This window comes from Bradyrhizobium mercantei, assembly GCF_001982635.1.
Taxonomy (GTDB): domain Bacteria; phylum Pseudomonadota; class Alphaproteobacteria; order Rhizobiales; family Xanthobacteraceae; genus Bradyrhizobium; species Bradyrhizobium mercantei.
The window spans coordinates 74,689-101,132 of sequence record NZ_MKFI01000012.1 but is presented as its reverse complement, the minus strand read 5'-3'; the positions used below and the strand labels follow the sequence as shown (position 1 = coordinate 101,132).

Annotated in this window: 23 protein-coding genes; 14 read left to right on the top strand and 9 right to left on the bottom strand. The window is 64.7% G+C overall.

Translation table 11 applies throughout. The annotated features are described in order from the left end of the window. Positions 1-151 precede the first annotated feature (151 nt). Positions 152-658: a YkgB family protein gene (locus BI327_RS38560; RefSeq protein ID WP_076866861.1), complete on the bottom strand. Its 507-nt coding sequence runs from the start codon at positions 656-658 to the stop codon at positions 152-154. Positions 659-694: 36 nt separating this feature from the next. After that, entirely contained in the window at positions 695-1,231 is a 537-nt protein-coding gene (locus BI327_RS38555; RefSeq protein ID WP_076866860.1) for a carboxymuconolactone decarboxylase family protein, read from the bottom strand. 132 nt (positions 1,232-1,363) lie between these two features. Between BI327_RS38555 and BI327_RS38550 the strand changes: the two genes are divergently transcribed. Then, complete coding sequence (locus BI327_RS38550; RefSeq protein ID WP_076866932.1) at positions 1,364-2,326, top strand: AraC family transcriptional regulator; 963 nt, start codon at positions 1,364-1,366, stop codon at positions 2,324-2,326. Positions 2,327-2,336: 10 nt separating this feature from the next. Here the strand turns inward: BI327_RS38550 and BI327_RS38545 are convergent, their stop codons facing one another. Next, a complete protein-coding gene (locus BI327_RS38545) occupies positions 2,337-3,263 on the bottom strand; it encodes a response regulator (protein ID WP_076866859.1) in 927 nt (308 codons plus the stop codon). After that, entirely contained in the window at positions 3,253-6,621 is a 3,369-nt protein-coding gene (locus BI327_RS38540) for a hybrid sensor histidine kinase/response regulator (protein WP_076866858.1), read from the bottom strand. The genes BI327_RS38545 and BI327_RS38540 overlap by 11 nt, the downstream gene beginning before the upstream one ends. A gap of 172 nt (positions 6,622-6,793) precedes the next feature. Here BI327_RS38540 and urtA point away from each other — a divergent pair, with 172 nt between their 5' ends. From urtA to BI327_RS38505, 7 genes are all read left to right on the top strand, one after another. After that, positions 6,794-8,056, top strand: a complete 1,263-nt coding sequence (gene urtA, locus BI327_RS38535; RefSeq protein WP_050400067.1) for an urea ABC transporter substrate-binding protein — start codon at positions 6,794-6,796, stop codon at positions 8,054-8,056. Positions 8,057-8,224: 168 nt separating this feature from the next. Continuing rightward, positions 8,225-9,151 carry an urea ABC transporter permease subunit UrtB gene (gene urtB / locus BI327_RS38530; RefSeq protein WP_076866857.1) on the top strand — a complete coding sequence of 309 codons (927 nt, stop codon included), beginning with the start codon at positions 8,225-8,227 and terminating at the stop codon, positions 9,149-9,151. Positions 9,152-9,168: 17 nt separating this feature from the next. Then, on the top strand, positions 9,169-10,302 hold the full coding sequence (gene urtC / locus BI327_RS38525) for an urea ABC transporter permease subunit UrtC (RefSeq protein WP_076866856.1): 1,134 nt from the start codon (positions 9,169-9,171) through the stop codon (positions 10,300-10,302). A 12-nt stretch (positions 10,303-10,314) separates the two neighbouring features. Beyond that, positions 10,315-11,070 (top strand): urea ABC transporter ATP-binding protein UrtD, encoded by a 756-nt coding sequence (gene urtD / locus BI327_RS38520; protein ID WP_024579726.1) that lies wholly within the window; start codon positions 10,315-10,317, stop codon positions 11,068-11,070. A gap of 11 nt (positions 11,071-11,081) precedes the next feature. Further along, complete coding sequence (urtE, locus tag BI327_RS38515) at positions 11,082-11,771, top strand: urea ABC transporter ATP-binding subunit UrtE (RefSeq protein WP_076866855.1); 690 nt, start codon at positions 11,082-11,084, stop codon at positions 11,769-11,771. Between the two features lie 31 nt (positions 11,772-11,802). Further along, positions 11,803-13,032, top strand: a complete 1,230-nt coding sequence (gene fmdA, locus BI327_RS38510) for a formamidase (protein WP_076866854.1) — start codon at positions 11,803-11,805, stop codon at positions 13,030-13,032. A 98-nt stretch (positions 13,033-13,130) separates the two neighbouring features. After that, entirely contained in the window at positions 13,131-13,481 is a 351-nt protein-coding gene (locus tag BI327_RS38505; RefSeq protein WP_076866853.1) for an FmdB family zinc ribbon protein, read from the top strand. A 192-nt stretch (positions 13,482-13,673) separates the two neighbouring features. On the opposite strand, the gene BI327_RS38500 is transcribed toward BI327_RS38505, so the two are convergent. The 5 genes from BI327_RS38500 to BI327_RS38480 all read right to left on the bottom strand — a co-directional run bounded on the left by BI327_RS38500 (position 13,674) and on the right by BI327_RS38480 (position 18,404). After that, positions 13,674-14,459, bottom strand: coding sequence for an ABC transporter ATP-binding protein (locus tag BI327_RS38500; protein ID WP_076866852.1), 786 nt, complete (start codon positions 14,457-14,459; stop codon positions 13,674-13,676). After that, positions 14,456-15,229 (bottom strand): ABC transporter permease, encoded by a 774-nt coding sequence (locus BI327_RS38495; RefSeq protein WP_076866851.1) that lies wholly within the window; start codon positions 15,227-15,229, stop codon positions 14,456-14,458. The genes BI327_RS38500 and BI327_RS38495 overlap by 4 nt, the downstream gene beginning before the upstream one ends. Continuing rightward, positions 15,229-16,173 carry an ABC transporter substrate-binding protein gene (locus tag BI327_RS38490; RefSeq protein ID WP_076866931.1) on the bottom strand — a complete coding sequence of 315 codons (945 nt, stop codon included), beginning with the start codon at positions 16,171-16,173 and terminating at the stop codon, positions 15,229-15,231. The genes BI327_RS38495 and BI327_RS38490 overlap by 1 nt, the downstream gene beginning before the upstream one ends. A 132-nt stretch (positions 16,174-16,305) precedes the next feature. Continuing rightward, the gene (hutC, locus tag BI327_RS38485; protein WP_076866850.1) at positions 16,306-17,049 is read right to left on the bottom strand and encodes a histidine utilization repressor; all 744 of its coding nucleotides are present in this window, start codon (positions 17,047-17,049) and stop codon (positions 16,306-16,308) included. Continuing rightward, positions 17,046-18,404, bottom strand: coding sequence for a formimidoylglutamate deiminase (locus tag BI327_RS38480; protein ID WP_076866849.1), 1,359 nt, complete (start codon positions 18,402-18,404; stop codon positions 17,046-17,048). The genes hutC and BI327_RS38480 overlap by 4 nt, the downstream gene beginning before the upstream one ends. A gap of 85 nt (positions 18,405-18,489) precedes the next feature. Between BI327_RS38480 and hutI the strand changes: the two genes are divergently transcribed. From hutI to BI327_RS38450, 6 genes are all read left to right on the top strand, one after another. Then, positions 18,490-19,704, top strand: a complete 1,215-nt coding sequence (gene hutI, locus BI327_RS38475) for an imidazolonepropionase (protein ID WP_076866848.1) — start codon at positions 18,490-18,492, stop codon at positions 19,702-19,704. Then, the gene (hutH, locus tag BI327_RS38470) at positions 19,701-21,260 is read left to right on the top strand and encodes a histidine ammonia-lyase (RefSeq protein WP_076866847.1); all 1,560 of its coding nucleotides are present in this window, start codon (positions 19,701-19,703) and stop codon (positions 21,258-21,260) included. Before hutI ends, hutH begins: the two co-directional genes overlap by 4 nt. A gap of 17 nt (positions 21,261-21,277) precedes the next feature. Further along, positions 21,278-22,945 carry a urocanate hydratase gene (hutU, locus tag BI327_RS38465; RefSeq protein WP_076866846.1) on the top strand — a complete coding sequence of 556 codons (1,668 nt, stop codon included), beginning with the start codon at positions 21,278-21,280 and terminating at the stop codon, positions 22,943-22,945. Positions 22,946-23,252: 307 nt separating this feature from the next. Continuing rightward, a complete protein-coding gene (locus tag BI327_RS38460; protein ID WP_076866845.1) occupies positions 23,253-24,407 on the top strand; it encodes a transporter substrate-binding domain-containing protein in 1,155 nt (384 codons plus the stop codon). After that, a complete protein-coding gene (locus BI327_RS38455) occupies positions 24,404-25,045 on the top strand; it encodes an ANTAR domain-containing response regulator (RefSeq protein ID WP_016845707.1) in 642 nt (213 codons plus the stop codon). Before BI327_RS38460 ends, BI327_RS38455 begins: the two co-directional genes overlap by 4 nt. A gap of 127 nt (positions 25,046-25,172) precedes the next feature. Beyond that, positions 25,173-26,423, top strand: coding sequence for a transporter substrate-binding domain-containing protein (locus tag BI327_RS38450; protein ID WP_076866844.1), 1,251 nt, complete (start codon positions 25,173-25,175; stop codon positions 26,421-26,423). Positions 26,424-26,444: the final 21 nt, after the last annotated feature.

Below are 26,444 nucleotides of genomic sequence, written 5' to 3'. Positions count from 1 at the left end.
AGGACCGCGGGCGATCGGATTTGCGCGGCGATAATGGCTGCCATGTTGCGGCGCCCGGGGCAGATGTTGCGCCTGCTCAATCCCTCGGCAACGCGCGATCGCCGGCGAACGCAGGGTTCGCCGGCGATCCATCACCATCAGCGGATGCCACCTACTGCCGCGTCAGGCGAACCACATCCTGCCTCAGCAAATAGAGCGAGACGGCAAGCAGGACGACGTCCTTCATCAGGAAGGGCACGTTGCCGGTCATGGCGGGGAAGCCACCGGCGGCGACATCCCAGCCATCAGGCATGAACGGGATGATGGTGACCGTTGCGATGAAGGTGCCGGTTGAGCCGAGCGCGCCGAGGACGCCGAGCCGCTTGTCCCAGAAGCCCGCGAGCAGCAGCGAGCCGAACGTCCACTCCGAGGCGCCGAGGAAGTAGCTGGCGCCGGCATGGCCGAAGGCCGGATAGAGCCACCAGATCAGCGGCCCGTTGCTGATGAACGGGACCAGCCGTTCGAATTCATACGGGAACCATTTCTGGTAACCGAAGAACAGGAACATGATCACCATCGCGGCCCGGACGACGTGGTAGTCGAGATCCTCCGCGAGCAGGCCGGACCTGTCGAGCGCGCGGACAAGCGGATTCTGTGTGGTGTTGGCAAGCGTGGTCATGGTCGTGATCCCTATGCGTGACATCGCCCGGTCGCTTCACGCGACCGCGGGGAAGTCGATGTCGGTGTCGTTGATGCGGTTGAAGACGTTGGTGAAGACGATGGTCGCAAACGCCAGGCTGATCTCGACCAGCTGCGCGTCGCTGTAGCCGGCGGCCTTGATCGCGGCGAAGTCGTCGGCGCTGACGGTGCCGCTCGATTGCGCGAGCTTGCGAACGAAATTGATCAGCGTGTCGTACTTGGCATCGCCGGTCGGCGCACCGTCGCGGATCTGCTTCAGCGCGTCGGTCTTCACGCCGGCGAGCTTGGCGAGGTGGGAATGCGCGGCGACACAGTAGTCGCAGCCGCCGGCGGCGCTGACCACGAGCTTAATGATCTCCCGATCGCGTCTGGACAGCGTGCCGCCGGCGAGCACCGCATCGGCGGCGACCATCGCCTTCAGCGCGGCCGGGCCGTGGGCGGCGATCGCCGCATAGGCGTTCGGGACACTGCCGGCCGCCTTCTTGATCTGGGCGTAGATCTGGCCCGACGGGCCGGTGTCGGTTTCGAGATTGGGGACAGAAAGACGGGACATGGTGGCGCTCCTTGTTTGGGGTGGTGAACGAGTACGGAGCGACAATAGGAGCACGGTCTGAGACATTGAATGTTCATATGTCTCAATTATATGCTCAATCGTCTCATGATGCGCCTCGAGGGAGGATCGGCCATGGATTGGCTAAGCCGGCTGTTCGAGATGATGCCGGTGCACGGGCGGCTCGATATTCGCTGCAGCTACAGCGTCCCCTGGCGTATCGAGCAGGGTCCAGGCGCGACCAACGAGATCCCCTATCATGCGGTGCTTGCCGGGTCGGCGATCCTGGACGATCCCGCAGGCGGTCGGCCGCTGCTGCTGAAGACCGGCGACATTCTTCTACTGCCAGGCAATCCGCGACACGTGATGCATGACGGCACCGGGGCGACACCGCTGCCGGCCCGAAATCGGGCGGCGCAGAATTTCACGATCAGCGAAAACCTGGGTTCGGACGAACGGCTCGACCTGCTGTGCGGGCACTTCGCGATTGCACCTCCGCACGATCGTTTGTTGCGCAGCTATCTTCCGCCGCGTCTCGTCGTGCATGCCGGCCCGCGGATGGGAAAGGGGACGGCCGCACAGCTCGCCGGACTCGTATCCTTGATGCGCGGCGAAACGGCCGAAGATCATCTGGGCGGCCGCGCCATGCTGAATGCGCTATCCACGGCGATGTTTGCGCTGGCGCTGCGGCTTGCGAGCGAGACCGATGACAGGTCGTCTGGTCTGCTGGCGCTGGTCGGTGATCCCCGCCTTGCGCCGGCGGTGGCCGCCATGTTCAACGAGCCCGCGCGTGCGTGGTCGCTGCCGGAGCTCGCGCGTCTCTGCAACATGTCGCGCGCGACGCTTGCGCGGCAATTCCAGGAGAAGCTTGGCCGATCGGCCAGCGACCTGCTCACCGATATCAGGATGACGCTCGCGGCGAACGAGTTGAAGGGATCGTCGCTTTCGACCGGCGCCGTTGCGGAAATGGTCGGCTACCAGTCCGAGGCCGCGTTTCAGCGCGCTTTCAAGAGCCACATGGGCGTGACGCCGGCGCAGTGGCGAAAGGCGCAACCGCCGGAACAAGAAACTGCTGCGTCCGCCGATCCGAAAGGCTAGCGGCGCCAGATCAGGACTTGCGATGCCTTGCGTTGACGGCGATCGCGGCGGCGGCGGTGCGGTTCTCGACGCCGAGCTTGGCGTAGATCTGCTCGAGATGCTTGTCGACGGTGCGCGGGCTCAAGCCCAGGATCTGCGCGATGTCGCGGTTGGTCTTGCCCTTGGAAAGCCAGGACAGCACCTCGCCCTCGCGGGTGGTCAGGCCGAGCTCGCTGGAGAACTCGGCCGGCATGTCGCCGCTGGTGTCCTTGGCCAGACGCAGCAGGAACTCGTTGGGGCCGAGCTTGCCCATATATTGCAGCCGGAGCTGCTCGTTACCGGGGAATGACGCCACCGTCGCGGTCTTCGGTCCCGCCTTGCCCTTCTGAGCCTGCTCCAGCCATTGCGGCATCGGCTCGGGCAGCACGAAATTATCGGCGGCATCGGCCAGCGTATCCGACAGCAGCCGCTGTGCCTGCGGCGTCGCCCATAGCAGTGCGCCCGCGCTGTTGACCGCGAGCAGATAGCGGCCGGAGACGTCGAGCGCCGCGCGGGCGCTTTGCGTCATGCGCGCATTGGCGAGGTGGACCCGGATCCGCGCCAGCATCTCCTCGACCACGATCGGCTTGGTGACATAGTCGACGCCGCCGGCCTCCAGCCCGCGCACGATGTGCTCGGTCTCGGCGAGCCCGGTCATGAAGATGATCGGGACGCCGTCGAGCCCGGCATCGCGCTTCAGCCGCTTGCAGGTCTCGAAGCCGTCCATGCCGGGCATCACGGCATCAAGCAGCACGATATCGGGCGTGATCTGGTCGACGATGCGCATGGCCGAGGCGCCGTCGAGCGCGACCATCACGGTCATGCCGGCGCCGTCGAGCGCGTCGGTCAGGAGGCGCAACGTCTCCGGCGAGTCGTCGACGACGAGCGCGACGTCGCGCTTTCTCTGTTCAATGGTCATAGCTGTGCAATGTCTTCAACGTCGCCATATATTGATCAAGATCGAACCGGTCGATCAGCGTGCGCATCTGGGCGACGAAATCGGCATGTTCGGGACACTCATTGCCGATCTCGTCGAGCTTGAGCTGGATCGCCCTGACATAGCCGAGCTGGCCGAGGCTGATCAGCTCCTCGATATATTTTACCGGTGGGCCCGAGCCGCTGTCGGGTTTCCATTGCGGAGGCGGAGCCAGCTCGGCCTCGTACTGCCACTCGATCTTGAGCAGCTGGCGGATGGTCTCGAGCAGCCGCGGGATGTCGATCGGTTTCATCAGATAGCCGTCGTGGAACGGTTGCGCCAGCGGCGCGCCATGGGCTTCCAGTGCGCTCGCCGAGATCATCAGGATGCGCGCCTGGTGATGGCCTTCGGAGCGCAAGGTTTCGGCGACCGTCCAGCCGTCCATGCCCGCCATCGAGATATCGAGCAGGAACATGTCGGGCCGGCAATGCTGGGCAAGCGCCAGGCAGCCCGGACCGTCCGGCGCGCTGAGCAGGATGAAGCCGAGCGGCGCCAGGATCTCGCGCAGCAGGTCGCGGTGGGTCGGATCGTCGTCGGTGATCAGGATGGTCTTGCGCGGGCCGTGATAGCCGTACACGGGAGCGTCGACCGGCGCGTCGCGGCGCGGATTGGTGACTTCGGACAGCAGCAGCTTGACGCGGAACGTGCTGCCGGCGCCGACCGTGCTCAAAACCTTGATGTCGCCACCCATCACACCCGCGAGCAGGCGGCTGATGGTGAGGCCGAGCCCGGTGCCGGTCTGCGGCTGGCTGACACCGAGCGCGCCGCGCTCGAACGGCGCGAAGATCCGCTCGAGGTCGTCGGGCTGGATGCCCGGTCCGGTATCGATCACCTCGAACTCGGCAACCGGGCTGCGGTAATGCACCACGAACTGCACCTGACCGGACTGGGTGAACTTGATCGCGTTCGACAGCAGGTTGATCAGGATCTGGCGCAGCCGCTTTTCGTCGGCATAGACCACGACCGGCAGCACGGCCGGCCGCCTGAATACGAAGTCGATGCCCTTGGCGGCCGCTTGCAGGCGGAACATGCCGACCAGCTGCTCGAGGAAATCGTTCAGCCGCACCTCGTCGCGCGACAGATAGAGCCGGCCGGCCTCGATCTTGGAAATATCGAGGATGCCGTCGATCAGGCCCGACAGATGATCGGCGCTGCGGCGGACCACGCGCACCTGCTCGCGTGGCCGCACCTGGAGGCTGTCGTCCTGCTCCAGCAGTTGCGCGTAGCCGGAGATCGCGTTGAGCGGCGAGCGGAGCTCATGGCTGAGGCCGACGACATAGCGGCTCTTGGCGAGATTGGCCGATTCCGCGACTTCCTTGGCGCGCTGCAATTCGGCGTCGGTGCGCTTGTGGGCGTCGATCTCCTGGATCAGCAGCGTGGTCTGCCGGCGGGTTTCTTGTTCCGCAGCGCGGCGGCTCTGCTGCGCGAGCACGAACAGCCAGGCGACCACGCCGATGATCAGGGTCAGCGCGAAGAACACCTTCCACAGCACGTCGGCCAGCAACTCGTTGGCATGCACGGCCGCCGTGGTTTGCAGATAGATCAGGCCGAGCACCAGCGCCACGAGGCCGGCCGAGACCGCGAACACGCCGAGGTAATGGCCGAGCTGCGAGTTGATGCGGGCGTAGATCGGCTGCGGCATCACCTTGCCGAGCGCGTCCGAGACCTGCGCACCGATCCGGCCATGCGGCTTGCAGAGGTCGTGGCAGCGCGCGTCGAGCGAGCAGCACAAGGAGCAGATCGGGCCGGCATAGGCGGGGCAGGCGGCCATGTCCTCGGGCTCGAACGCATGCTCGCAGATACAGCACTGGATCGATTCGATGTTCTGCCAGCTCCGCTTCGGCTTGCGCGCGATGTAGTACTTGCCGTCGGTCGCCCAGGCAATCAGGGGCGCCGCAATGAAGGCGACCGCGAGCGCGACGAAGGCGGACAGCGCCTTCGCGGTCGGACCGAACAGGCCGTAGAACGCGCTGATCGAGACCACGGTCGCGATCGTCATGGCGCCGACGCCGACCGGATTGATGTCGCAGAGATGGGCGCGCTTGAACTCGATGTGCTGCGGCCGCAGGCCAAGCGGCTTGTTGATGACGAGGTCGGCCACCAGCGCGCCGACCCAGGCGATCGCGACGTTCGAGTAAAGCGCCAGCGTCTGCTCCAGCGCCTTGTAGACGCCGATCTCCATCAACAGCAGCGCGACGACGACGTTGAACACCAGCCACACCACGCGGCCGGGATGCGAATGGGTGAGGCGGGAGAAGAAGTTCGACCAGGCGATCGAGCCGGCATAGGCGTTGGTGACGTTGATCTTGACCTGCGACAGGATCACGAACGTCCCGGTCAGCGCCATCGCCAGATCCGGCTGCGACAGCACGTAGCGGAAGGCTTCGAGATACATGTTGGCGGGCTCGGCCGCATGCTCGGCCGAGACGCCGTGGCTCAGCGCGAAGAAGGCCAGGAACGAGCCGGCCAGCAGCTTGAGCGCGCCGAGCACGATCCAGCCGGGACCGGCGGACAGCAACGCGATCCACCAGGCCTTGCGCGAGGTGCGGCGGTCACGTGGCAGGAAGCGCAGGAAGTCGACCTGCTCGCCGATCTGGGCCACCAGCGCGAACACGACCGAGGCCGCGGTGCCGAACAGCAGCAGATCGAGATTGCCTGCGGGATCGCCATGGTCGCCGGCGAATTTGCGCCATTCGGTGAACGAATGCGGATTGGCCCAGGCGATCGCCGCGAACGGCATGATGTGGAGGATGACCCACAGCGGCTGGGTCCAGAGCTGGAAGCGGCTGATCAGCGTGATGCCGTAGATGACCAGCGGAATGATCACGACCGCGCTGATCAGATAGCCGATCGGCCGCGGAATGCCGAAGCACATGTCGAGTGCGCTGGCCAGGATCACCGCCTCGATCGCGAAGAAAATGAAGGTGAAGGAGGCGTAGATCAGCGAGGTGATGGTCGAGCCGATATAGCCGAAGCCGGCGCCGCGGGTCAGCAGGTCGATGTCGATGCCGCTTTTTGCGGCATGATAGGCGATCGGCAGTCCGCACAGGAAGATGATGACGCTGACCACCAGAATGGCGGCGGAGGCGTTGATCGCACCATAGTTCAGCGTGATGGTGCCGCCGATCGCCTCCAGCGCGAGGAAGGAGATCGCGCCGAGCGCGGTATTGGCGACGCGGGCGGCGGACCAGCGCCGCGCGCTCTTGGCGGTGAAGCGCAGCGCGTAGTCTTCCAGCGTCTGGTTGGCGACCCATTGATTGTATTGGCGCCTGACGCGGTCTATCCGCTGCCGCCCTGCCACTCGCTTACTCTCCTGGTCCGTGATGCTCCGATCGTGACGCGAGCAAATCCCGTACCAAAATCTACGTCGCTATTTTGCGGTGCCGTATACGCGATCTCACGTATCCGTGCGGTGCACAAAAGTGAGCAATCCTCGCCCCATCAATCAGCGTTCTCGAACCAATGGGGTGCTCATGTCAGACGAAACCAAACCAGGCCTGAAGTCTCCGCTCCGCCGCAAGCTCTTGATGGGAATGGCCGCTTTGCCGGCGGTCTCGATGCTGGGCCGTCCGGCATTTGCCGACGTTCCTGCAACCTCCGCGGTCAACACCACGGGTCTTGCAGTCACCGATAGCGAAGTCACCGTCGGCATCCTGCATTCCGTCACCGGCACCATGGCGATCTCCGAGACCGGATCGGTCGAGGCCGAGAAGCTCGCGATCGAGCAGATCAACGCCGCCGGCGGCGTGCTCGGCCGCAAGATCAAGTTCATCCAGGAGGACGGCGCCAGCGACTGGCCGACCTTCGCCGAAAAGGCCAAGAAGCTCCTGGTCAACGACAAATGCGCCGCCGTGATGGGCTGCTGGACCTCGGCCTCGCGCAAGGCGGTGCTGCCGGTGTTCGAACAGTACAACGGCATGCTGTACTACCCGACCTTCTATGAAGGCCTCGAGCAGTCCAAGAACGTGATCTACACCGGCCAGGAGGCGACGCAGCAGATCATCGCCGGCCTCGACTGGGTCAACAAGACCAAGGGCGCCAAGAGCTTCTATCTGCTTGGCTCCGACTACATCTGGCCGCGCACCTCGAACAAGATCGCGCGCAAGCACATCGAGAACCATCTGCAGGGCTGCAAGGTGGTCGGCGAGGAGTACTTCCCGCTCGGCTCGACCCAGTTCAACTCTGTCATCAACAAGATCAAGCTGACCAAGCCCGACGTGATCTACGCGATCATCGTCGGCGGCTCGAACGTCGCATTCTACAAGCAGCTGAAGGCGGCCGGCATCGACCTGTCGAAGCAGACGCTGCTCACCATCTCGGTGACCGAAGACGAGATCGACGGCATCGGCGGTGAAAACATCGCGGGCGCCTATGCCTGCATGAAGTACTTCCAGTCGCTCGACAATCCGAACAACAAGGCCTTCGTGCCCGCGTTCAAGAAGATGTGGGGCGAGAAGACCGTGATCGGAGACGTCACCCAGGCTGCCTATCTCGGCCCGTGGCTGTGGAAATTGACGGTGGAGAAGGCCGGCTCCTTCGACATCGACAAGATCGCGGCGGCATCTCCCGGCGTCGAGTTCAAGGGCGCACCGGAAGGCTACGTCCGGATCCACGAGAACCATCACCTCTGGTCGAAGACCCGCGTCGGACGCGCCAAGGCCGATGGCCAGTACGAGCTGATCTACGAGACCGCCGATCTCGTCGAGCCGGATCCGTTCCCCAAGGGCTACCAGTGAGCCGGTAGCCCGCATGAGCGGAGCGATATGCGGGACCGTCCCGGGTATCGCTACCGCTCACCCGGGCTACGAAGTTCCACAACGCATCGCGGCGTGGACGTCACCGCCCACGCCGCTGATCGGGCGCCGCACTGCTGCGGCGCATGCCCTTGGACTGGAGGACGATAGATGTTCGGCGACTATTCGATCAGCGATCTCGGCGCCATCCTTGCGATGCAGGGATTTGCCGGGCTCATCCTGTTCTCCGTCTATGTGCTGATGGCGCTCGGGCTTGCCATCATCTTCGGCCAGATGGGCGTCATCAACATGGCGCATGGCGAGTTCATGATCCTGGGTGCCTACGTCACCTGGATGACGTCGAACGCCGTGCAGCACACAGCGCCCTGGCTGTTCCCCGGTTACTTCTTCATTGCAATGATCCTGGCGTTCATCGCCTCCGGCGCGCTCGGCATGCTGGTCGAGTGGGCGCTGATCCGCCACCTCTACAAGCGGCCGCTCGACACGCTGCTGGCGACCTGGGGCCTCAGCCTGATCCTGCAGCAGGCCTATCGGTCGATCTTCGGCGCGCGCGAGGTCGGCGTCGAACTGCCGGAATGGATGATGGGCTCCTGGCAGGCGACCGATTCCATCCAGATCCCGATCAACGGCATGTTCGTGATGGCGCTGACCATCCTGATCACGATCGTCGTGTTCTACATCCTGTTCTGGTCGAGCTGGGGCAAGCAGGTGCGCGCGGTGGTGCAGAACCGCGTGATGGCAGGCGCCGTCGGCATCAACACCGAGAAGGTCGATCGCTACACCTTCGGGCTCGGCTGCGGCATCGCCGGGATCGCGGGCTCGGCCTTCACCATGATCGGCTCGACCGGGCCGACCGCCGGCCAGCTCTACATCGTCGACACCTTCCTGGTCGTCGTGTTCGGCGGCGCGGCCTCGCTGTTCGGCACCATCGCCTCCGCCTTCTCGATCTCGCAGACCCAGTCGACGCTGGAGTTCTTCCTGTCGGGATCGATGGCCAAGGTGATCACGCTGCTGACCATCGTCGCGATCCTGATGGTGCGTCCGCAGGGGCTCTTCGCGCTCAAGGTCCGCAAATAAGAACAAGCAGGCTGGTCATGATCAACTCGCGCTTTTTCAATCGCTCCGAACTGCTCGGCTTCCTTGCACTTGCGGTGCTGCTGTTTCTCATCCTGCCGCTGTCTCTGGATATCTTCCGTCTCAACCTGGTCGCCAAATATCTCACCTACGCCTTTGTCGGCATCGGCCTCGTGCTGTGCTGGGGCTATGGCGGCATCCTGAGCCTGGGGCAGGGCGTGTTCTTCGGCCTCGGCGGCTACTGCATGGCGATGTACCTCAAGCTCGAGGCGTCCTCGGTCGCGAACACCAAGATCCAGTCGACGCCGGGAATTCCCGACTTCATGGACTGGAACCAGCTCACCGCGCTGCCTTTCTTCTGGAAGCCGTTCCACAGTTTCCCGATCACGCTGCTGGCGATCCTGCTGGTTCCCGCCTTCTTTGCGCTGATCATCGGCGCCGCGATGTTCAAGCGCCGGGTCGGCGGCGTGTACTTTGCGATCATCACGCAGGCGATCGCCGCGATCCTCACCATCCTGATTGTGGGACAGCAGGGCTACACCGGCGGCATCAACGGCATCACCGACCTGCGCACGCTGCACGGCTGGGACATCCGCACCGATCACGCCAAGTTCATTCTGTATTTCGTCGAGGTTGTGCTGCTGTTCGGATGCATCGTCGCCGCGCAGTTCATCCGCCTGACAAAACTCGGGCGCATCCTGGTGGCGATGCGGGAGCAGGAGGATCGCGTGCGCTTCTCCGGTTACAGCGTCGCCAATTTCAAGATCTTCGCGTTCTGCGCCGCGGCGGTGTTCGCCGCGATCGGCGGCGCCATGTTCACGCTCGAGGTCGGCTTCATGTCGCCGTCCTTCGTCGGCATCGTGCCGTCGATCGAGATGGTGATCTACACCGCGGTCGGCGGCCGGATGTCGATCTTCGGCGCGGTCTGGGGCGCGCTCTTGGTCAATTTCGCCAAGACCAGCCTCTCGGAATCCTTCCCGCAGCTCTGGCTGTTCGGCCTCGGCGCGCTGTTCATCGCGGTCGTGCTCGCCTTCCCGAACGGGCTGTCCGGCATCTGGGCGGACCACGTCCAACCCCGCATCGATCGGCTGCTGGCATCACGCAAATCGAAATCGGCGGCCGGCATGATCGCCGATGGCGCACCGGCCGAGTGAGGAGGGACCATCATGCTCGTCGGCCATCAGCCCAAGGACTTCCTGCTCGCGGTCTCCGGCCTCACCGTGTCCTTTGACGGCTTCAAGGCCGTCAACGATCTCTCCTTCTATGTCGAGGAGAACGAGATCCGCGTCATCATCGGCCCCAACGGCGCCGGCAAAACCACGGTGCTTGACCTGATCTGCGGCAAGACGCGGGCGACGTCAGGCTCGATCCAGTTCCGCGGCCAGGAGCTGACCAAGCTGCGCGAGAACGAAATCGTGCAGGCCGGCGTCGGGCGCAAGTTCCAGACGCCGTCGGTGTTCGAGGATCTCACCGTGTTCGAGAACCTCGAAATTTCCTTCCCGCGCGGACGCACAGTGTTCGGCTCGCTGACCTTCCAGCGCGATGACACCGTCAAGCAGCGGGTCGAGGAGGTCGCCGAGATGATCTTCCTGAAGGACCGGCTCAATACTTATGCCGACCAGCTCAGCCACGGCCAGAAGCAGTGGCTCGAGATCGGCATGCTGCTGATCCAGGACCCGGACCTCCTGATGCTCGACGAGCCGGTCGCCGGCATGAGCGTCTCCGAGCGCGCCAAGACCGCCGAATTGCTCAACCGCATCATCAAGGACCGTTCGGTGCTGGTGATCGAGCACGACATGAAGTTCGTCGAGGACATCGCGCACAAGGTCACCGTGCTGCACCAGGGGCAGATCCTGTCCGAGGGCACGATGGAGCACGTCAAGAACGATCCAAAAGTGATCGAAGTTTACCTCGGACACTAAGGAAGACCGCGATGCTGGCAATCAATGATCTTCACGTCGCCTATGGCCAGAGCGAGGTGCTGCACGGCCTCAACGTCAAGGTCGCGTCGAACGAGATCGTCGCGATCATGGGCCGCAACGGCATGGGCAAGACCACGCTGATGAAGTCGCTGATGGGCATCCTGCCGGCCAAGAGCGGCAAGGTCACGATGGATGGCACCGAGCTCGGCGCGATGAAGAGCTACGAGCGGGTCGCTAAGGGCCTCGCCTATGTACCGCAGGGCCGCATGATCTTCTCCACCATGACTGTCAAGGAGAACATCGAGACCGGGCTCGTGGTGTCGGGCGGCTCCGAGGTGCCCGGCGACATCTACGAGCTGTTCCCGGTCTTGCTCGAGATGAAGGGGCGCCGCGGCGGTAACCTCTCCGGCGGGCAACAGCAGCAGCTCGCGATCGCCCGCGCGCTCGCGACCAAGCCCAAGGTGCTGCTGCTCGACGAGCCAACCGAAGGCATCCAGCCCTCGATCATCAAGGACATGGCGCGCACCCTGAAGCGGATCCGCGACGAGCGGGGGCTGTCGATCGTCGTCTCCGAGCAGGTGCTGAGCTTCGCGCTCGACATCGCCGACCGCGTGCTCGTGATCGAGAACGGCGAGATCGTCCGCGACGATCCGCGCGCCAGCGTCGATGCCGCGCAGATCTCGAAATATCTGTCTGTGTAACCACCATCAGTAAACGAAGGGGAGCAATGCGATGCCAGATACACTGATCAAGGTCGATCTCAGCAAGTCGGCCTATGAAAACGACAAGATCCACAATCGCTGGCATCCCGAAGTTCCGATCGTCGAGTGGGTCAGCCCGGGTGACGACTTCATCATCGAGACCGTCGACTGGACCGGCGGCTTCATCAAGAACAACGATTCCGCTGATGACGTGCGCGACATCGATCTGTCGATCGTGCACTTCCTGTCCGGCCCGATCGGCGTCAAGGGCGCGGAGCCCGGCGATCTCCTGGTCGTCGACCTGCTCGACGTCGGTCCGCTCAAGGAGAGCCTGTGGGGCTTCAACGGCTTCTTCTCCAAGCAGAACGGCGGCGGCTTCCTCACCGATCATTTCCCGCTGGCGCAGAAGTCGATCTGGGACATCAAGGGCCTCTACACCTCGTCGCGTCACGTTCCCAGCGTCAACTTCGCCGGCCTGATCCATCCCGGCCTGATCGGCTGTCTGCCCGATGCCAAGATGCTGGCGGCGTGGAATGCGCGCGAAGCCGAGCTGATCGCGACCAATCCGACCCGCGTGCCGGGTCTCGCCAATCCGCCGTTCGCGCCGACCGCGCATGCCGGCCAGGCCAAGGGCGACGTCAAGGCCAAGATCGGCCTCGAGGGCGCGCGTACCGTGCCGCCGCGCGAGCATGGCGGCAATTGCGACATCAAGGATCTGTCGCGCGGCTCGAAGATCTACTTCCCGGTCTATGTGCCGGGCGGCGGGCTCTCGATGGGCGACCTGCATTTCAGCCAGGGCGACGGCGAGATCACCTTCTGCGGCGCCATCGAAATGGCCGGCTGGCTACACATCAAGGTCGACGTCATCAAGGACGGCGTCTCGAAATACGGCATCAAGAACCCCGTGTTCAAGCCGTCGCCGATCACGCCGAACTACAAGGACTACCTGATCTTCGAGGGCATCTCGGTCGACGAGGCCGGCAAGCAGCATTATCTCGACGTGCACATCGCCTATCGCCAGGCCTGCCTGAACGCGATCGAGTATCTGAAGAAGTTCGGCTACTCCGGCGCCCAGGCCTATTCGATCCTCGGCACCGCGCCGTGCCAGGGCCACATCTCCGGCGTGGTCGACGTGCCCAACGCCTGCGCCACGCTGTGGCTGCCGACGGAGATCTTCGATTTCGATATCATGCCGTCGTCGGCGGGACCGATCAAACACATCAAGGGCGACGTGCAGATGCCGATTTCGCAAGACAAGTAATGCTTTAAGTGATCCCTGCGCGAAGGGTGCGGGACGGCGCTCCGGCGCTGCCCCGCATCCATCGCCGGATGTCGCACGACTGCGCAAGGATTGAGGACATGCCGATCTACGAATATCTCTGCAACGACTGCGGCCCGTTCACCGACATGCGGCCGATGGCGGAATGCGATCTGCCGCAGGACTGCCCGCAATGCGAGACGACGTCGCCTCGTGTGATCCTCACCGCGCCCGCGTTCTTCTGCATGCCGTCCGAGAAGCGCAAGGCGCACGCCACCAACGAACAGAGCCGGCACGCGCCGAAGACGCTCGATCAGTACAAGGCGACGCACGGCCCGGGCTGCGGCTGCTGCTCCACGTCGGGAAAGAAGAAGCCGGCGCGGCTGATGACCAAGACCAAGAGCGGCGCCAAGGGCTTTCCGACCGCGCGTCCCTGGATGATCAGCCACTGACGGCTTGCCAATCATCGTCATGGCCGGGCTCGTCCCGGCCATCCACGTCTTTCTTGCCCGATTTGGAGCAGCGACGTGGATGCCCGGCAGCCGGCTACGCCAAGGCTTCGCCGTGCTTGTTATTGGTCTCGCCGAAGCTTCAGCGAAGGCGGGCACAAGGCCGGGCATGACGGAATATTTCGAAACGGACTCTCAGGCCTGCTCGGCCACCTTCAGCGCCTCGGTGCGGATTTCCTCGACCAGTCGTTCCTTCAAGGCGACGAATTCGGGCGTGGTCTTGATCTTGTAGGAGCGGGGATGCGGCAGGTCGACCGCGATCTCTGCCTTGATGCGCCCGGGACGCGCGCTCATGACGATGACGCGGCTGCCGAGGAAGATCGCTTCCTCGATGTCGTGGGTGACGAACAGCACCGTCTTCTGGTCGCGCTCCCAGATCCCGAGCAGCATCTCCTGCATCAGCGCCCGCGTCTGGTTGTCGAGCGCGCCGAACGGCTCGTCGAGCAGCAGGATCTTGGGATCGTTGGCCAGCGCGCGGGCGATCGCGGTGCGCTGCTGCATGCCGCCCGACAGCTGCTTGGGCCAATGGTTTTCGAAGCCCGATAGCCCGACCCGGCGGATGAACGCATCGGCGATGTCGTGGCGTTTCTTCTCCGGCGCGCCGCGCTCGCGCAGGCCGAAGGCGATGTTCTCGCGCACGGTCAGCCAGGGAAACAGCGTGTAGGACTGAAACACCATGCCGCGATCGGCGCCGGGGCCGGTGACCTCACGGCCATCCAGCGTGACGCGCCCGCTGGTCGGACGGTCGAGGCCGGCGATGATCCGGAGCAGGGTGGACTTTCCGCAGCCTGACGGGCCGAGGATGGTGACGAAGTCGTTGTCGCCGACGTCGAGCGTAGTCGGCTCCAGCGCCCGGGTCGGTGCGTTGCCCGCGCGCGCGGGGAAGGTTCGCGAGACCTGGTCGATCCGAAGCAGGGTCATGCGAGCTTCCACGGAAACAGCCAGGCGTTGAATGCCTTGAACAGGAAATCGGAGATCAGGCCGATCAGCCCGATCACGATGATGCCGAAGATGATCTGGCCGGTGTTGAGCAGCGCCTGGCTGTCGGTGATCATATGCCCGATGCCGGAGGACGATCCGATCAGCTCGGCGACGATGACGTAGGTCCAGGCCCAGCCCAGCACCAGGCGGAGGATCTCTGCGATCTCGGGCGCGGCGGAGGGCAGCAGCACCCGGCGGATGATGCCGCGGTCGCGGGCGCCGAGCGTGTAGGCGGCTTCGACGAGATCGCGCCGCGTGGCGCCGACGGTGACGGCGATCATGAGGATGATCTGAAACACCGCGCCGATGAAGATCACCAGCAGCTTTTGCAATTCGCCGATGCCCGCCCACAGGATCAGCAGCGGAATGAAGGCCGACGCCGGCAGATAGCGTGCAAAGGACACGAACGGCTCGAGGAAGGCCTCGATCGGCTTGTAGGCCCCCATCAGCACGCCGAGCGGCACGGCGATGATGGCGGCGAGGACAAACCCGCCGATGACGCGCCAGATCGTCATGCCGATGTCGAACAGAAAACCTTGCTTGGCGAGCAGCTCATAGCCTTCCTGCACCATGGCCAGCGGGTTGGCGAGAAATGTCTTCGACACATGGCCGCCGAACGTCGCCCAGGACCAGAGCGCGACGAACAGCACGAAGAACGCGAGGCCATAGGCCACGCGCTGCTTCGATGTGGTGGGCTCGAGAGGACGCATTACTTGATGAAGCTTGCGTCGTAGATGTCCTCGACCTTCGGCGCGGCCTTGATGATGCCGACCTCGAGCAGGAGCTCGGCGGCCTCCTTGTTGAAGGTGAGGAAGTCGCCGGCGAAGAACTTCTGGTTGGCGGCCTTGTCCTGCCAGCGCAGATATTTTGCCGAGTTGCCGAACTGCTCGCCGCTCTGCTTCACGTCCGCGCCCATGATCTCGTAGGACTTGGCTTGATCCTTGGCGATCATGTCGAGCGCCTCGAAATAGCTATTGGCCAGCGCCTGCGCCGCCTTCGGATTGTCGGTGAGGAATTTCGGGGTGCAGCCGAACGTATCCATCACGATCGGATAGTCGAGCGTGGTGGCGATGATCTTGCCCTTGTCGGGGGCGGCGCGCACGGTCGACAGATAGGGCTCGTAGGTCATCGCGGCATCGTTCTGGCCGGAGACGAAGGCCTGCGCCGCGGCGGCGGGCTCCAGGTTCACCACGGTGACGTCCTTCACGGTGAGGCCGTTCTTCTTCAACATCCAGGCCAGCGCGAAATAGGGCGAGGTGCCCGGCGCAGATGCGGCGACGGTCTTGCCCTTGAGGTCCTTGATCGCGGCGACGTCGTTGCGCACCGCCATGCCGTCGGCGCCATAGCTCTTGTCGAGCTGGAAGATCTGCTTGGTCGCAACGCCATTGGCGTTCCAGGAGATCCAGGTCTCGACCGTGGTGGCCGCGCATTGAATGTCGCCCGAGGCGATCGCGAGATGGCGGTCCTTTTGCGGAATCTTCTTCAACGTCACATCGAGGCCGTTCTTCTTGAAGATACCGGCTTCCTTGGCGAGCGTCAGCGGTGCAAAGCCGGTCCAGCCGGAAATGCCGACGCCGACCTTGACGTCATCGGCGAACGCGGCCGTGGACGCGAGCAGAGCTGCGATTGCGGGCAATAGCTTGAAGGAACGCATGATAGTCGACCCCTTGAACGATGGATTGAACCCTGTTGATCTCTTCACGTCAGTCGCGGCGGATTGCCGCATGAAGCCTGCCGGCGGATGGCGGCCCATGATGCATCGCACGAAATATGCCGCGCAAGGTCCTCAGCCTCCCTTGAAGCGCGCGACCAGCCGGTGCGTCTCGCCTGGATAATGCAGCCGCACCGCCGTCACCGTGCGCGCGCTGCGCCATGTGTAGCGGTCGATCACGAGGCAGGGCGCGCCGACCGCGATGTCGAGGGCCTTCGCCGTGTGGTCATCGGCGAGCACAGCGCTGATCGTGTGCTCAGCTTCCGTCCAGGGAACATGATGCAGCAGCCATGATCCCGGCGGTTCACGGGCAAAATCGGCCGTGGCGGCCTCCGGCACCGTGGAGAGATCGATCAGCCGGTCCTCGACGGCGAACGGCACATCGTCCGCGCTGTGCCGGCAGGCGATCGCGATCACCTTGCCGGCCGTGCTCATGCCGAGGCGGGCGCGATCGGCCGATGTCGCGGTGCGCCGCCGGCAATCGATCAGCTGATAGCCGTAGCTGCGGCCGAGCGCCGTGATCTCGGCGCGGATGTCGGCGATCTTGAGCACCGCCGACAGATGCTGCGGACGTCGCACGAATGTGCCGGCGCGCCGCCGCCGCTCGATCAGGTCGGCCTGCGCCAGCTCCGACAGCGCCTTGTTCACTGTCATCCGCGAGCAGCGGTAGCGCGCCATCAACTGGTGCTCGAACGGGATGCGGTGACCTGGCGGCCATTCGCCGGTCAGGATCCGCGTTTCGATATCGAGCCGGATCCGCTTGTAGAGCGTCGGCTTGCCGGCCGCGGCAGGGCGGGCCCGATCGGAGGCGAGGCTCATGCGACGAGCCTCCGGACGCTGGCATTGAACCGCTCGCGCGCGGTGTCGCGCAGCCGGTGCCGCCCGCCCGCGACGACCTTGTCGCCACCGGCCCAGACGCAATCGATGGCGTCACTTCCGGCTGCGAACAGCCAGCCGTCGAGCACGGCATCGCCCGACCGTCCGGCGAGGGATGGATGCGCGGTGTCGAGGCTGACGATGTCGGCCCGCGCGCCGGGTACGAGCCCGGCCTTGGTCTGCGCCAAGGCCTGCGCGCCACCTTCAAGTGCGTGGTCGAACAGCGCGCGGCCGGTGGATGCGCCGGGACGCCCCGAGAGCACGTTGCGCTCGCGGTGCTTCAGCCGCTGGCCGTATTCAAGTTGGCGAAGCTCGTCGGCAACGCCGACCAGCACGTTGGAATCGGTCCCGATGCCGAACCGGCCGCCTGCGGCCAGGAACTCGCGCGCCGAAAAGATGCCGTCGCCGAGGCTCGCTTCGGTGACGGGGCAGAGGCCGGCGACTGCGCCGCTGCGGGCGAGCGCGGTGACTTCCTGCTCCGTCATGTGGGTCGCATGAATCAGGCACCAGCGCTGGTCGATCGGCGCATGTTCGAGCAGCCATTCGACCGGCCGCCGTCCCGACCAGGCCAGGCAATCCTCGACCTCGAGCACCTGTTCGGCGGCGTGGATGTGGATTGGGTCCGCTTCGGCAAGCGGGAGGAGCGCCGCGAGCTCTTCCGGCGCCACGGCGCGCAGGCTGTGCGGGGCGATGCCGATATTGGCGCCGGGGAGTGTTCGGATCGCCTCGCGAGAGGCTGCCATCAGCTTGGCGAATTGATCGGCCGAGCAGATGAAGCGGCGCTGTCCGGCATGCGGTGCCACGCCGCCGAAGGTGCCGTGGGCATAAAAGCTCGGCAACAAAGTGAGCCCGATACCGGAGGCGCCGGATGCCTCTGCAATGCGCACGGCCATCTCGGCTGGATTGGCGTAAGCCGTGCCGTCGCGATCATGATGGAGATAGTGAAACTCGCCGACGCGCGTGAAGCCGCGTTCCAGCATCTCGACATAGAGCAGGGTCGCAACCGCGGCGACGTCGTCCGGTGTCATCGTCAGCGCAAAGCGATACATCGTCTCGCGCCAGGTCCAGAACGTATCCGTCGTATCGCCGCGCAGTTCGGCAAGGCCGGCCATGCCGCGCTGAAAGGCGTGGCTGTGCAGGCTCGCCAATCCCGGAACCGCCAATTGATGACGCTCGTCGCCGGATGCGGGCGCGACGCCTGCCGTCACCGAGCCGATCGTGCCGCCGGTGAGCTCGACCCGCACGTCATTGGCCCAGCCCGAAGGCAGCAGCGCGAATGAGAAATGCAGTCGTGTCATTTTTCCACGCCGGCTGGACAGAACCGTGACACGATTATATGTCTAGACATATAAGTCAAGCATCCCACCTCGAGGGGACGATCGCATGGCAGAGCGCTTCGACCGCATCTGGCACAACGCCCGCCTCGCCACGATGCGCGGCGACCGCGCCGATCTCGGCGAGATCGAGCAGGGCCTGATCGCGGCGCGGGACGGCCGCATCGTCTATGCGGGCGCGCAGTCGGATTTTCCGGTGGATGCGGCCGCCGTCGAACGGATCGATTGCGGCGGCCGCTGGATCACGCCCGGGCTGGTCGATTGCCACACCCATCTCGTCTTCGGCGGCAATCGCGCGCACGAATTCGAGCTGCGCCTGAAGGGCGCGAGCTACGAGGAGATCGCACGCGCGGGCGGCGGCATCGTCTCGACCGTCGCTGCGACGCGCAAGGCGGCCGAGGCCGAGCTGGTCGCCGGCGCGCTGCCGCGGCTCGACGCGCTGATCGGTGAAGGCGCAACCACCGTCGAGATCAAGTCCGGCTATGGCCTCGATGCCGAGACCGAGATGCGGCAGCTTGCGGCCGCGCGCAGCCTCGGCCGCAAGCGGCCGGTTGCGATCCGCACGTCGTTCCTCGGCGCGCACGCGCTGCCGCTAGAAGCCAATGGCGACAAGGACCGTTATATCGACCTCGTCTGCAACGAGATGCTGCCGGCGGTTGCGAAAGCCGGCCTCGCCGATGCCGTCGACGGTTTCATGGAAGGCATCGCATTTTCGGGAGAGCAGACGGCGCTTGTGTTTGAGGCGGCGCGTGCGCTTGGACTGCCGGTCAAGCTGCATGCCGATCAGTTGTCCAATCTCGGCGGCGCGGCGCTCGCCGCAAGCTTCTCGGCGCTGTCGGCCGATCATCTCGAGCATACCGACGAGGCCGGCGCCGTCGCGATGGCGAAGGCGGGGACGGTGGCGGTACTGCTGCCCGGTGCATTCTATTTCATTCGCGAGACGCAGAAGCCGCCGGTCGAGCTGTTCCGCAGGCATGGCGTGCCGATGGCGCTGGCGACCGACTGCAATCCCGGCAGTTCGCCACTGACCTCGTTGTTGCTGACCATGAACATGGCCGCAACGCTGTTCCGGATGACCGTCGCCGAATGCCTCACTGGCGTGACGCGGGAAGGGGCGCGTGCGCTCGGCATGCTCGCCGAGACCGGCACGCTCGAAGCCGGCAAACGCTGCGATCTGGCGATCTGGGACATCGAGCGCCCCGCCGAGCTGGTCTACCGCATCGGCTTCAATCCGCTGCACAGCAGGGTGTGGAGGGGACAATGAACGTGCCTGCCGCGCCTGTCGTCGTGACGCCCGGCACCGTCGGCCTCGACATCCTGGCGCGCGTGCTCGCCGGCGCGCCCGTCGTGCTCGATCCTTCGTTCTGGCCGCGCGTGGAGGCGGCCGCGTCGATCGTGGCGAAGGCGGCGCAGATCGACGTTCCCGCCTACGGTATCAATACCGGTTTCGGCAAGCTGGCGTCGACGCGGATCGCGCCCGACCAGACCGCGCTGCTTCAGCGCAACCTGATCCTGTCGCATTGCTGCGGCGTGGGCCCGGCGACATCAGAGCCGATCGTGCGGCTGATGATGGCGTTGAAAGTGATCTCGCTCGGCCGCGGCGCGTCCGGCGTGCGTCGCGACGTCATCGAGCAGTTGCAGGGCATGCTGGCGCACGGCGTCACGCCGCTGGTGCCCCAGCAAGGCTCGGTTGGTGCCTCCGGCGATCTCGCGCCGCTGGCGCATATGACCGCCGTGATGATCGGGGAGGGCCAGGCGATCCTTGACGGCAAGGTCGTCCCCGGCGGTGAGGCGCTTGCCGCGGCCGGCCTCGCGCCGTTGACGCTCGGTCCGAAGGAGGGGCTCGCGCTGATCAACGGCACGCAGTTCTGCACCGCCTACGCGATTTCCGGCCTGCTGCGCGCGCACCGGCTGGCGTGCGCCGCACTGGTGACCGGTGCGCTGTCGGTCGATGCGGCGATGGCGTCCACCGTGCCGTTTCGCCCCGAGATCCAGGCCTTGCGCGGCCATGACGGACAGATCGCTGCGGCCGCGACCTTGATGGCACTGCTCGACGGCAGCGACATCAGGCAATCGCATCTCGAAGGCGACGAGCGCGTGCAGGACCCTTATTGCCTGCGCTGCCAGCCGCAGGTCGCAGGCGCCCTGCTCGATCTGCTCGCGCAGGCCGCGCGCGGACTGACCATTGAAGCCAATGCCGTCACCGACAACCCGCTGGTCCTGGTCGAGACCGGCGAGATCGTGTCAGGCGGCAATTTCCATGCTGAACCGGTCGCGTTCGCCGCCGACCAGATCGCCCTTGCGCTCTCCGAGATCGGCGCCACCAGCGAGCGCCGCATCGCGACCCTCGTCGACCCCGCGCTGAACTTCGGCTTGCCGCCGTTCCTGACGCCGCAGCCCGGCATCAATTCCGGCTTCATGATCGCCGAGGTGACGGCCGCCGCGCTCTTCGCCGAGAACAAGCAGCGCGCGATGCCGTGCTCGATCGATTCGACGCCGACCAGCGCCAACCAGGAGGATCACGTCTCGATGGCCGCGCATGCCGCGCGCCGGCTGTCCGATATGGCCGACAATCTTGCGGCCATCCTCGGCATCGAGCTGCTGGTTTCTGCGCAAGGCATCACGCTGCGCGCGCCGCATTCGACGAGTGCACCGCTCGCCGCGGTCATTGCCGCGCTGCGCGAGCAGGTTTCCGCGCTCGCCGCCGACCGTTACATGGCCGATGATATCGCGCGGGCAGCGTCGCTGATCGAAGCCGATGCGTTGCCCGCCGCCGCGATCGCCGTCCTTTCGACCGATCCGTTTCCAAAACTTGCTTAGCCGACAGGACACCCGTCATGAACCGCCGACTGGATAACGAACGCATCATCCGTGCACCCCGCGGCAGCGACATCAGCGCGAAGAGCTGGCTGACCGAAGCGCCGCTGCGCATGCTGATGAACAATCTGGATCCCGACGTTGCCGAGCGTCCGAGCGAGCTCGTGGTCTATGGCGGCATCGGCCGTGCGGCGCGCGACTGGGAGAGCTTTGACCGGATCGCGGCCTCCTTGCGCAAGCTCGAGGGCGATCAGACGCTGCTCGTGCAATCCGGCAAGCCGGTCGGCATTTTCCGCACCCATGCCGACGCGCCACGCGTGCTGATCGCGAACTCGAACCTGGTGCCGCATTGGGCGACGCTCGATCATTTCAACGAGCTCGATCGCCAGGGCCTGATGATGTACGGCCAGATGACGGCCGGCTCCTGGATCTATATCGGCAGCCAGGGGATCGTGCAGGGGACCTATGAGACGTTCGTCGAGGTCGGCCGCCGGCACTATGGCGGCAGTCTCGCCGGCAAATGGATTCTGACGGCGGGCCTTGGTGGCATGGGTGGTGCGCAGCCGCTGGCGGCGACCATGGCCGGCGCTTCGATGCTCGCGGTCGAATGTCAGCCGAGCCGCATCGAGATGCGGCTGCGCACGGGCTACCTCGACCGTCAGGCCGCGACGCTCGACGAAGCCCTCGCCATCATTGCCGACGCGGCGAAGAGCGGGAAGCCTGTCTCGGTCGGCCTGCTCGGTAATGCGGCCGAGATCTTTCCCGAGCTGGTGCGGCGCGGCGTGCGTCCGGACATCGTCACCGACCAGACCAGCGCGCATGATCCGATCAACGGCTATCTGCCCAAGGGGTGGACGCTTGCCGAATGGGAAGCGCGGCGCGCTGCCGATCCGAAGGCGGTCGAGACGGCAGCCAAGACCTCGATGGTCGATCATGTCCAGGCGATGCTGGATTTTCACGCGCAGGGAATCCCGACGCTCGACTACGGCAACAACATCCGCCAGATGGCGAAGGACATGGGCCTGAAGCAGGCGTTCGATTTTCCGGGCTTCGTTCCGGCCTATATCCGGCCGCTGTTCTGCCGCGGCGTCGGTCCGTTCCGCTGGGCGGCGCTGTCGGGCGATCCCGAGGACATCTTCAAGACCGATGCCAAGGTCAAGGAACTGATGCCCAACGACGGCCATCTGCACAACTGGCTCGACATGGCCAAGGCGCGCATCAAGTTTCAGGGGCTGCCGGCGCGGATCTGCTGGGTCGGGCTCGGCGACCGTCATCGGCTTGGCCTTGCCTTCAACGAGATGGTGGCGCGGGGCGAGCTCAAGGCGCCGATCGTGATCGGCCGCGATCATCTCGACAGCGGCTCGGTGGCGAGCCCGAACCGCGAGACCGAGGCGATGCGCGACGGCTCCGATGCGGTGTCCGATTGGCCGTTGCTCAATGCGCTGCTCAATTGTGCGAGCGGCGCCACCTGGGTGTCGCTGCATCATGGCGGCGGCGTCGGCATCGGTTATTCGCAGCACGCCGGCATGGTGATCGTCGCGGACGGCACGCCGGAAGCGGCGCGCCGGCTCGAGCGCGTGCTGTGGAACGACCCGGCGACCGGCGTCATGCGGCACGCCGATGCCGGTTACGAGACGGCGATCGAATGCGCCCGCGCCAACGGGCTCGATCTGCCGAGCCTGCGCTGACGGCGAAGGATAGCGCGAGATCTCTTCGCGGCCGTCAACCTTCCGGTTGATGGACGCGAGGTGACCGGACACGCCTTGATACGGGAAATCGATCGCAGGTCTACCGGAGATAGATATCCGGGTGGAGCGCTGCACCTTTATTCCGCCGCCGCTGCCTGCTTTCGCGTCAGCTTCGCTGACAGGATGAGCGGCCAGGGTCCTTGTCTCGCGGCAGACGACATGCAATCTTCCGCTCCCGGCAAAGCTGTTCGAGAGCAACAAGAGCAATAATCCCTCTCGTCCCTCCAATTCTGTCGAGGGCCTGATCATGTCGAACCCTACCCAAACGACATCCGCTCCGTGGCGGATAGGAGTGCTGTTCTCGCGCACCGGCTTCATGTCGGTGATCGAGGAGACCCAGTATCAGGGCACGCAACTCGCGATCGAAGAGGTCAACGAAGCCGGCGGCGTCTGCGGCCGCGAGCTGGTTCCCGTTGCTTACGACCCCGGATCGGATTCGGCCGCCTACGGCCATTACGCCAAGCGGCTGATGGTCGAGGATCAGGTCAGCACCATCTTCGGCTGCTACACCTCATCGAGCCGCAAGGCCGTGCTGCCGGTGGTCGAGCGGCTGAACGGCCTGCTCTGGTATCCGACGCTCTACGAAGGCTTCGAGGCATCGCCGAACGTGATCTACACCGGCGCCTCGCCGAACCAGAACAGCCTCGCGTTGTGCCGCTATCTGATGGATACGTTCGGAACGCGGTTCTATTTCGTCGGGTCGGATTACATCTACCCGCGCGAATCCAACCGGGTGATGCGGGAACTGCTGAAGAGCAACGGCGGCTCTGTCGTGGGCGAGCGCTATGTCAATGTCTATGCGCGCTGGCAGGATTTCGTGCCGATCATCCAGGACATCAAGCGGGTCAGGCCCGACGTGATCTTCTCGACCGTCGTCGGCGAGGGCACGGTGTTTCTCTATCAGGCCTATGCCAATGTCGGGCTCGATCCCAAGCAGGTGCCGATCGCCAGCCTGACCACGACGGAAGCGGAGATCGCAGCCATGGGCTTCGACGTCGGCGAGGGACACGTCACGGCGGCGTCGTACTTCCAGGGCGTCGAGGGCAGCGCCAACAACGCGTTTGTGCAGCGCTTCAAGAAGCGGTTCGGCGCCGACATCTCGACCAACATGTGTGCCGAGGCGTCCTATTTCCAGCTGCATCTGTTTGCCAAAGCGCTCGAGCAGGTCAATTCGCTCGACACCGAGGTGCTGCGCTCCATGGTGTTCGGCACCAGCTTTGATGCACCGCAAGGTGCGGTGACAGTCAACCCGATGTCGGGCCATACTGATCTGTGGACCCGCATCGGGCGCGCCAACCGCCAGGGGCAGTTCGACGTTGTCAGTCAGTCAAAAGAGCCGGTGCATGCGGATCCGTTCCTGATCGGATATGGTCGTGCAACGCAAACAGGAAGCGTCCAATGAACGAGATGTCGCGTAAGCCGTCGCTGAGCCGAGACGTCGGCGGACGCAAGACCATGGTTCAGGAACTCGCCGATCTGTCGGCCGTCGTAGTCGCGCCGGTCGACGATCAGGTCGGCATGCTGCTGCGGGAGTTGCAGCGGTTCAGGATGCGGGTCCGTCAGGTCTGGCCGATGCCGGAGAGCGTGCCGGCCGATGCCGACGTGGTGTATTGCGAATATTCACCCGACCTGGCGCGGCGGTTGCCGTGGATTCCCGGCGATGCGCGTTCGGCGCTGGTCGTGATCCTGCCGGCGACGGAAACCGTTCACGCCGACGCACTGTGTCATGCGACGCCGAACGCGGTGCTGCCGCGGCCATTCACGCAGAATGCGGTGTTGTCGAGCCTCGTGCTGGCGCGCAGCCAGTTCGGTTATGAACGGCGGCTGCGCAGCAAGATCGAGAAGCTCGACGACAATCTGCGCTCGATGCGCACGGTGGAACGCGCCAAGGCCATCCTGATGGCGACGCGACAGATGCCGGAAACCGAAGCCTATGGCTTCATCAGACGGCAGGCGATGGATCGTCGCGTGTCCGCAAGCGCAGTCGCTGCGGCGATTGTTGACTCGTTCGAACTGCTTGGCTACGATCATCAACAGTAAGCCCCAATAGCGGGGCCGGCGGCGACAGCGCCGCCTTCGACACAACCGGCAACAAAGCCCTCCCAATGCTCGCGTCAGCGCGCATCGGGAGGGCTTTTTGTTTTTTCAGTCCTGAAGGGAGCAAGGGATGAGCATTTCACGGCGGACTTTGCTGAGGAATACCGCGGCGCTTGGCGCGTTTGCCGGCGCCGGACTGCCGCACATCTGGATCAAGAATGCCGACCTCGCTTACGCCGCTGGCGGCGAGATCAAGGTCGGCGTGCTGTTCTCGCTGACCGGAACGACCGCGATCATCGAGGAGTCGCTGAACAAGGCGACGCTGCTCGCGATCGAGGAAATCAACGCCGCAGGCGGCATCAAGGGCAGCAAGATCGTGCCTATCGTCGAGGATCCTGCGTCCGATCCGGCGACGTTCTCGGAGAAGGCGCGCAAGCTCGTCGTCGGCGACAAATGTGTCAGCGTGTTCGGCTCCTACACCTCGGCGAGCCGCAAGGCGGTGCTTCCGGTGTTCGAGCGCCAGAACAATCTCTATTGGTACCCGACGCTCTATGAAGGCCGCGAGTGCTCGAAGAACGTGATCTACACCGGCGCGGTGCCGAACCAGCAGCAGGACGAGTTCGTGCCCTGGCTGGTCAAGAAGTTCGGCAAGAAGTTCTACCTGATCGGATCCAACTACATCTATCCGAAGGAAGAGAACAATTACTGCAAGAAGCTGCTCGAGAAGCTCGGCGGCGAGGTCGTGGCGGAAGAATATGTGCCGCTCGGCCATTCCGAATTCTCCTCCGTCATCAACAAGATCCGCTCGACCCAGCCGAACGTGATCTTCTCCACCGTGGTCGGCGATTCCGTGGTCGCACTGCATCGCCAATACAAGGCTGCCGGCCTCGATCCGGAGAAGATGCCGATGGCGAGCCTGACCACGTCGGAGAACGAGGTCGCGGCGATGGGCGGCGAGGCCGCCGCCGGTCACTTCACCTCGGCGCCGTATTTCATGGTGCACAAATCGCCCGAGAACGAGAAGTTCGTCGAGGCCTACAAGAAGCGCTGGGGCGCCGACAAGGTGACGCATTTCGTGTCGGAGGCCTGCTACTTCCAGACCTACCTGTTCAAGCAGGCGGTCGAGAAGCTTGCGACCAGCGACCTGACGCCGCCGAGCATCCGCGATGCGGTCAAGGGCCAAAGCATGATTGCGCCGCAGGGCAAGGTCGAGATCGAGCCGGAGAACCTGCACACCTGGCTGTGGCCCAAGATCGCCCAGGCGAAGTCGAACGGCCAGTTCGAGATTCTCGTCGAGGCCAAGGAGTGGCTGAAGCCGGTGCCTTACGCGGCCTATCCCGGGCAGTCCTGCACCGAAAAGGGCCTGGTCGAGAAGAGCTGACGACGGGAGCCGACCAAGGCC

What these genes read in the sequence shown, in the direction of transcription:
- BI327_RS38560 (WP_076866861.1), bottom strand. Translation starts at nt 658, where the DNA reads ATGACCACGCTTGCCAACACCACACAGAATCCGCTTGTCCGCGCGCTC.
- BI327_RS38555 (WP_076866860.1), bottom strand. Translation starts at nt 1,231, where the DNA reads ATGTCCCGTCTTTCTGTCCCCAATCTCGAAACCGACACCGGCCCGTCG.
- BI327_RS38550 (WP_076866932.1), top strand. Translation starts at nt 1,364, where the DNA reads ATGGATTGGCTAAGCCGGCTGTTCGAGATGATGCCGGTGCACGGGCGG.
- BI327_RS38545 (WP_076866859.1), bottom strand. Translation starts at nt 3,263, where the DNA reads ATGACCATTGAACAGAGAAAGCGCGACGTCGCGCTCGTCGTCGACGAC.
- urtA (WP_050400067.1), top strand. Translation starts at nt 6,794, where the DNA reads ATGTCAGACGAAACCAAACCAGGCCTGAAGTCTCCGCTCCGCCGCAAG.
- urtB (WP_076866857.1), top strand. Translation starts at nt 8,225, where the DNA reads ATGTTCGGCGACTATTCGATCAGCGATCTCGGCGCCATCCTTGCGATG.
- urtC (WP_076866856.1), top strand. Translation starts at nt 9,169, where the DNA reads ATGATCAACTCGCGCTTTTTCAATCGCTCCGAACTGCTCGGCTTCCTT.
- urtD (WP_024579726.1), top strand. Translation starts at nt 10,315, where the DNA reads ATGCTCGTCGGCCATCAGCCCAAGGACTTCCTGCTCGCGGTCTCCGGC.
- urtE (WP_076866855.1), top strand. Translation starts at nt 11,082, where the DNA reads ATGCTGGCAATCAATGATCTTCACGTCGCCTATGGCCAGAGCGAGGTG.
- fmdA (WP_076866854.1), top strand. Translation starts at nt 11,803, where the DNA reads ATGCCAGATACACTGATCAAGGTCGATCTCAGCAAGTCGGCCTATGAA.
- BI327_RS38505 (WP_076866853.1), top strand. Translation starts at nt 13,131, where the DNA reads ATGCCGATCTACGAATATCTCTGCAACGACTGCGGCCCGTTCACCGAC.
- BI327_RS38500 (WP_076866852.1), bottom strand. Translation starts at nt 14,459, where the DNA reads ATGACCCTGCTTCGGATCGACCAGGTCTCGCGAACCTTCCCCGCGCGC.
- BI327_RS38495 (WP_076866851.1), bottom strand. Translation starts at nt 15,229, where the DNA reads ATGCGTCCTCTCGAGCCCACCACATCGAAGCAGCGCGTGGCCTATGGC.
- BI327_RS38490 (WP_076866931.1), bottom strand. Translation starts at nt 16,173, where the DNA reads ATGCGTTCCTTCAAGCTATTGCCCGCAATCGCAGCTCTGCTCGCGTCC.
- hutC (WP_076866850.1), bottom strand. Translation starts at nt 17,049, where the DNA reads ATGAGCCTCGCCTCCGATCGGGCCCGCCCTGCCGCGGCCGGCAAGCCG.
- BI327_RS38480 (WP_076866849.1), bottom strand. Translation starts at nt 18,404, where the DNA reads ATGACACGACTGCATTTCTCATTCGCGCTGCTGCCTTCGGGCTGGGCC.
- hutI (WP_076866848.1), top strand. Translation starts at nt 18,490, where the DNA reads ATGGCAGAGCGCTTCGACCGCATCTGGCACAACGCCCGCCTCGCCACG.
- hutH (WP_076866847.1), top strand. Translation starts at nt 19,701, where the DNA reads ATGAACGTGCCTGCCGCGCCTGTCGTCGTGACGCCCGGCACCGTCGGC.
- hutU (WP_076866846.1), top strand. Translation starts at nt 21,278, where the DNA reads ATGAACCGCCGACTGGATAACGAACGCATCATCCGTGCACCCCGCGGC.
- BI327_RS38460 (WP_076866845.1), top strand. Translation starts at nt 23,253, where the DNA reads ATGTCGAACCCTACCCAAACGACATCCGCTCCGTGGCGGATAGGAGTG.
- BI327_RS38455 (WP_016845707.1), top strand. Translation starts at nt 24,404, where the DNA reads ATGAACGAGATGTCGCGTAAGCCGTCGCTGAGCCGAGACGTCGGCGGA.
- BI327_RS38450 (WP_076866844.1), top strand. Translation starts at nt 25,173, where the DNA reads ATGAGCATTTCACGGCGGACTTTGCTGAGGAATACCGCGGCGCTTGGC.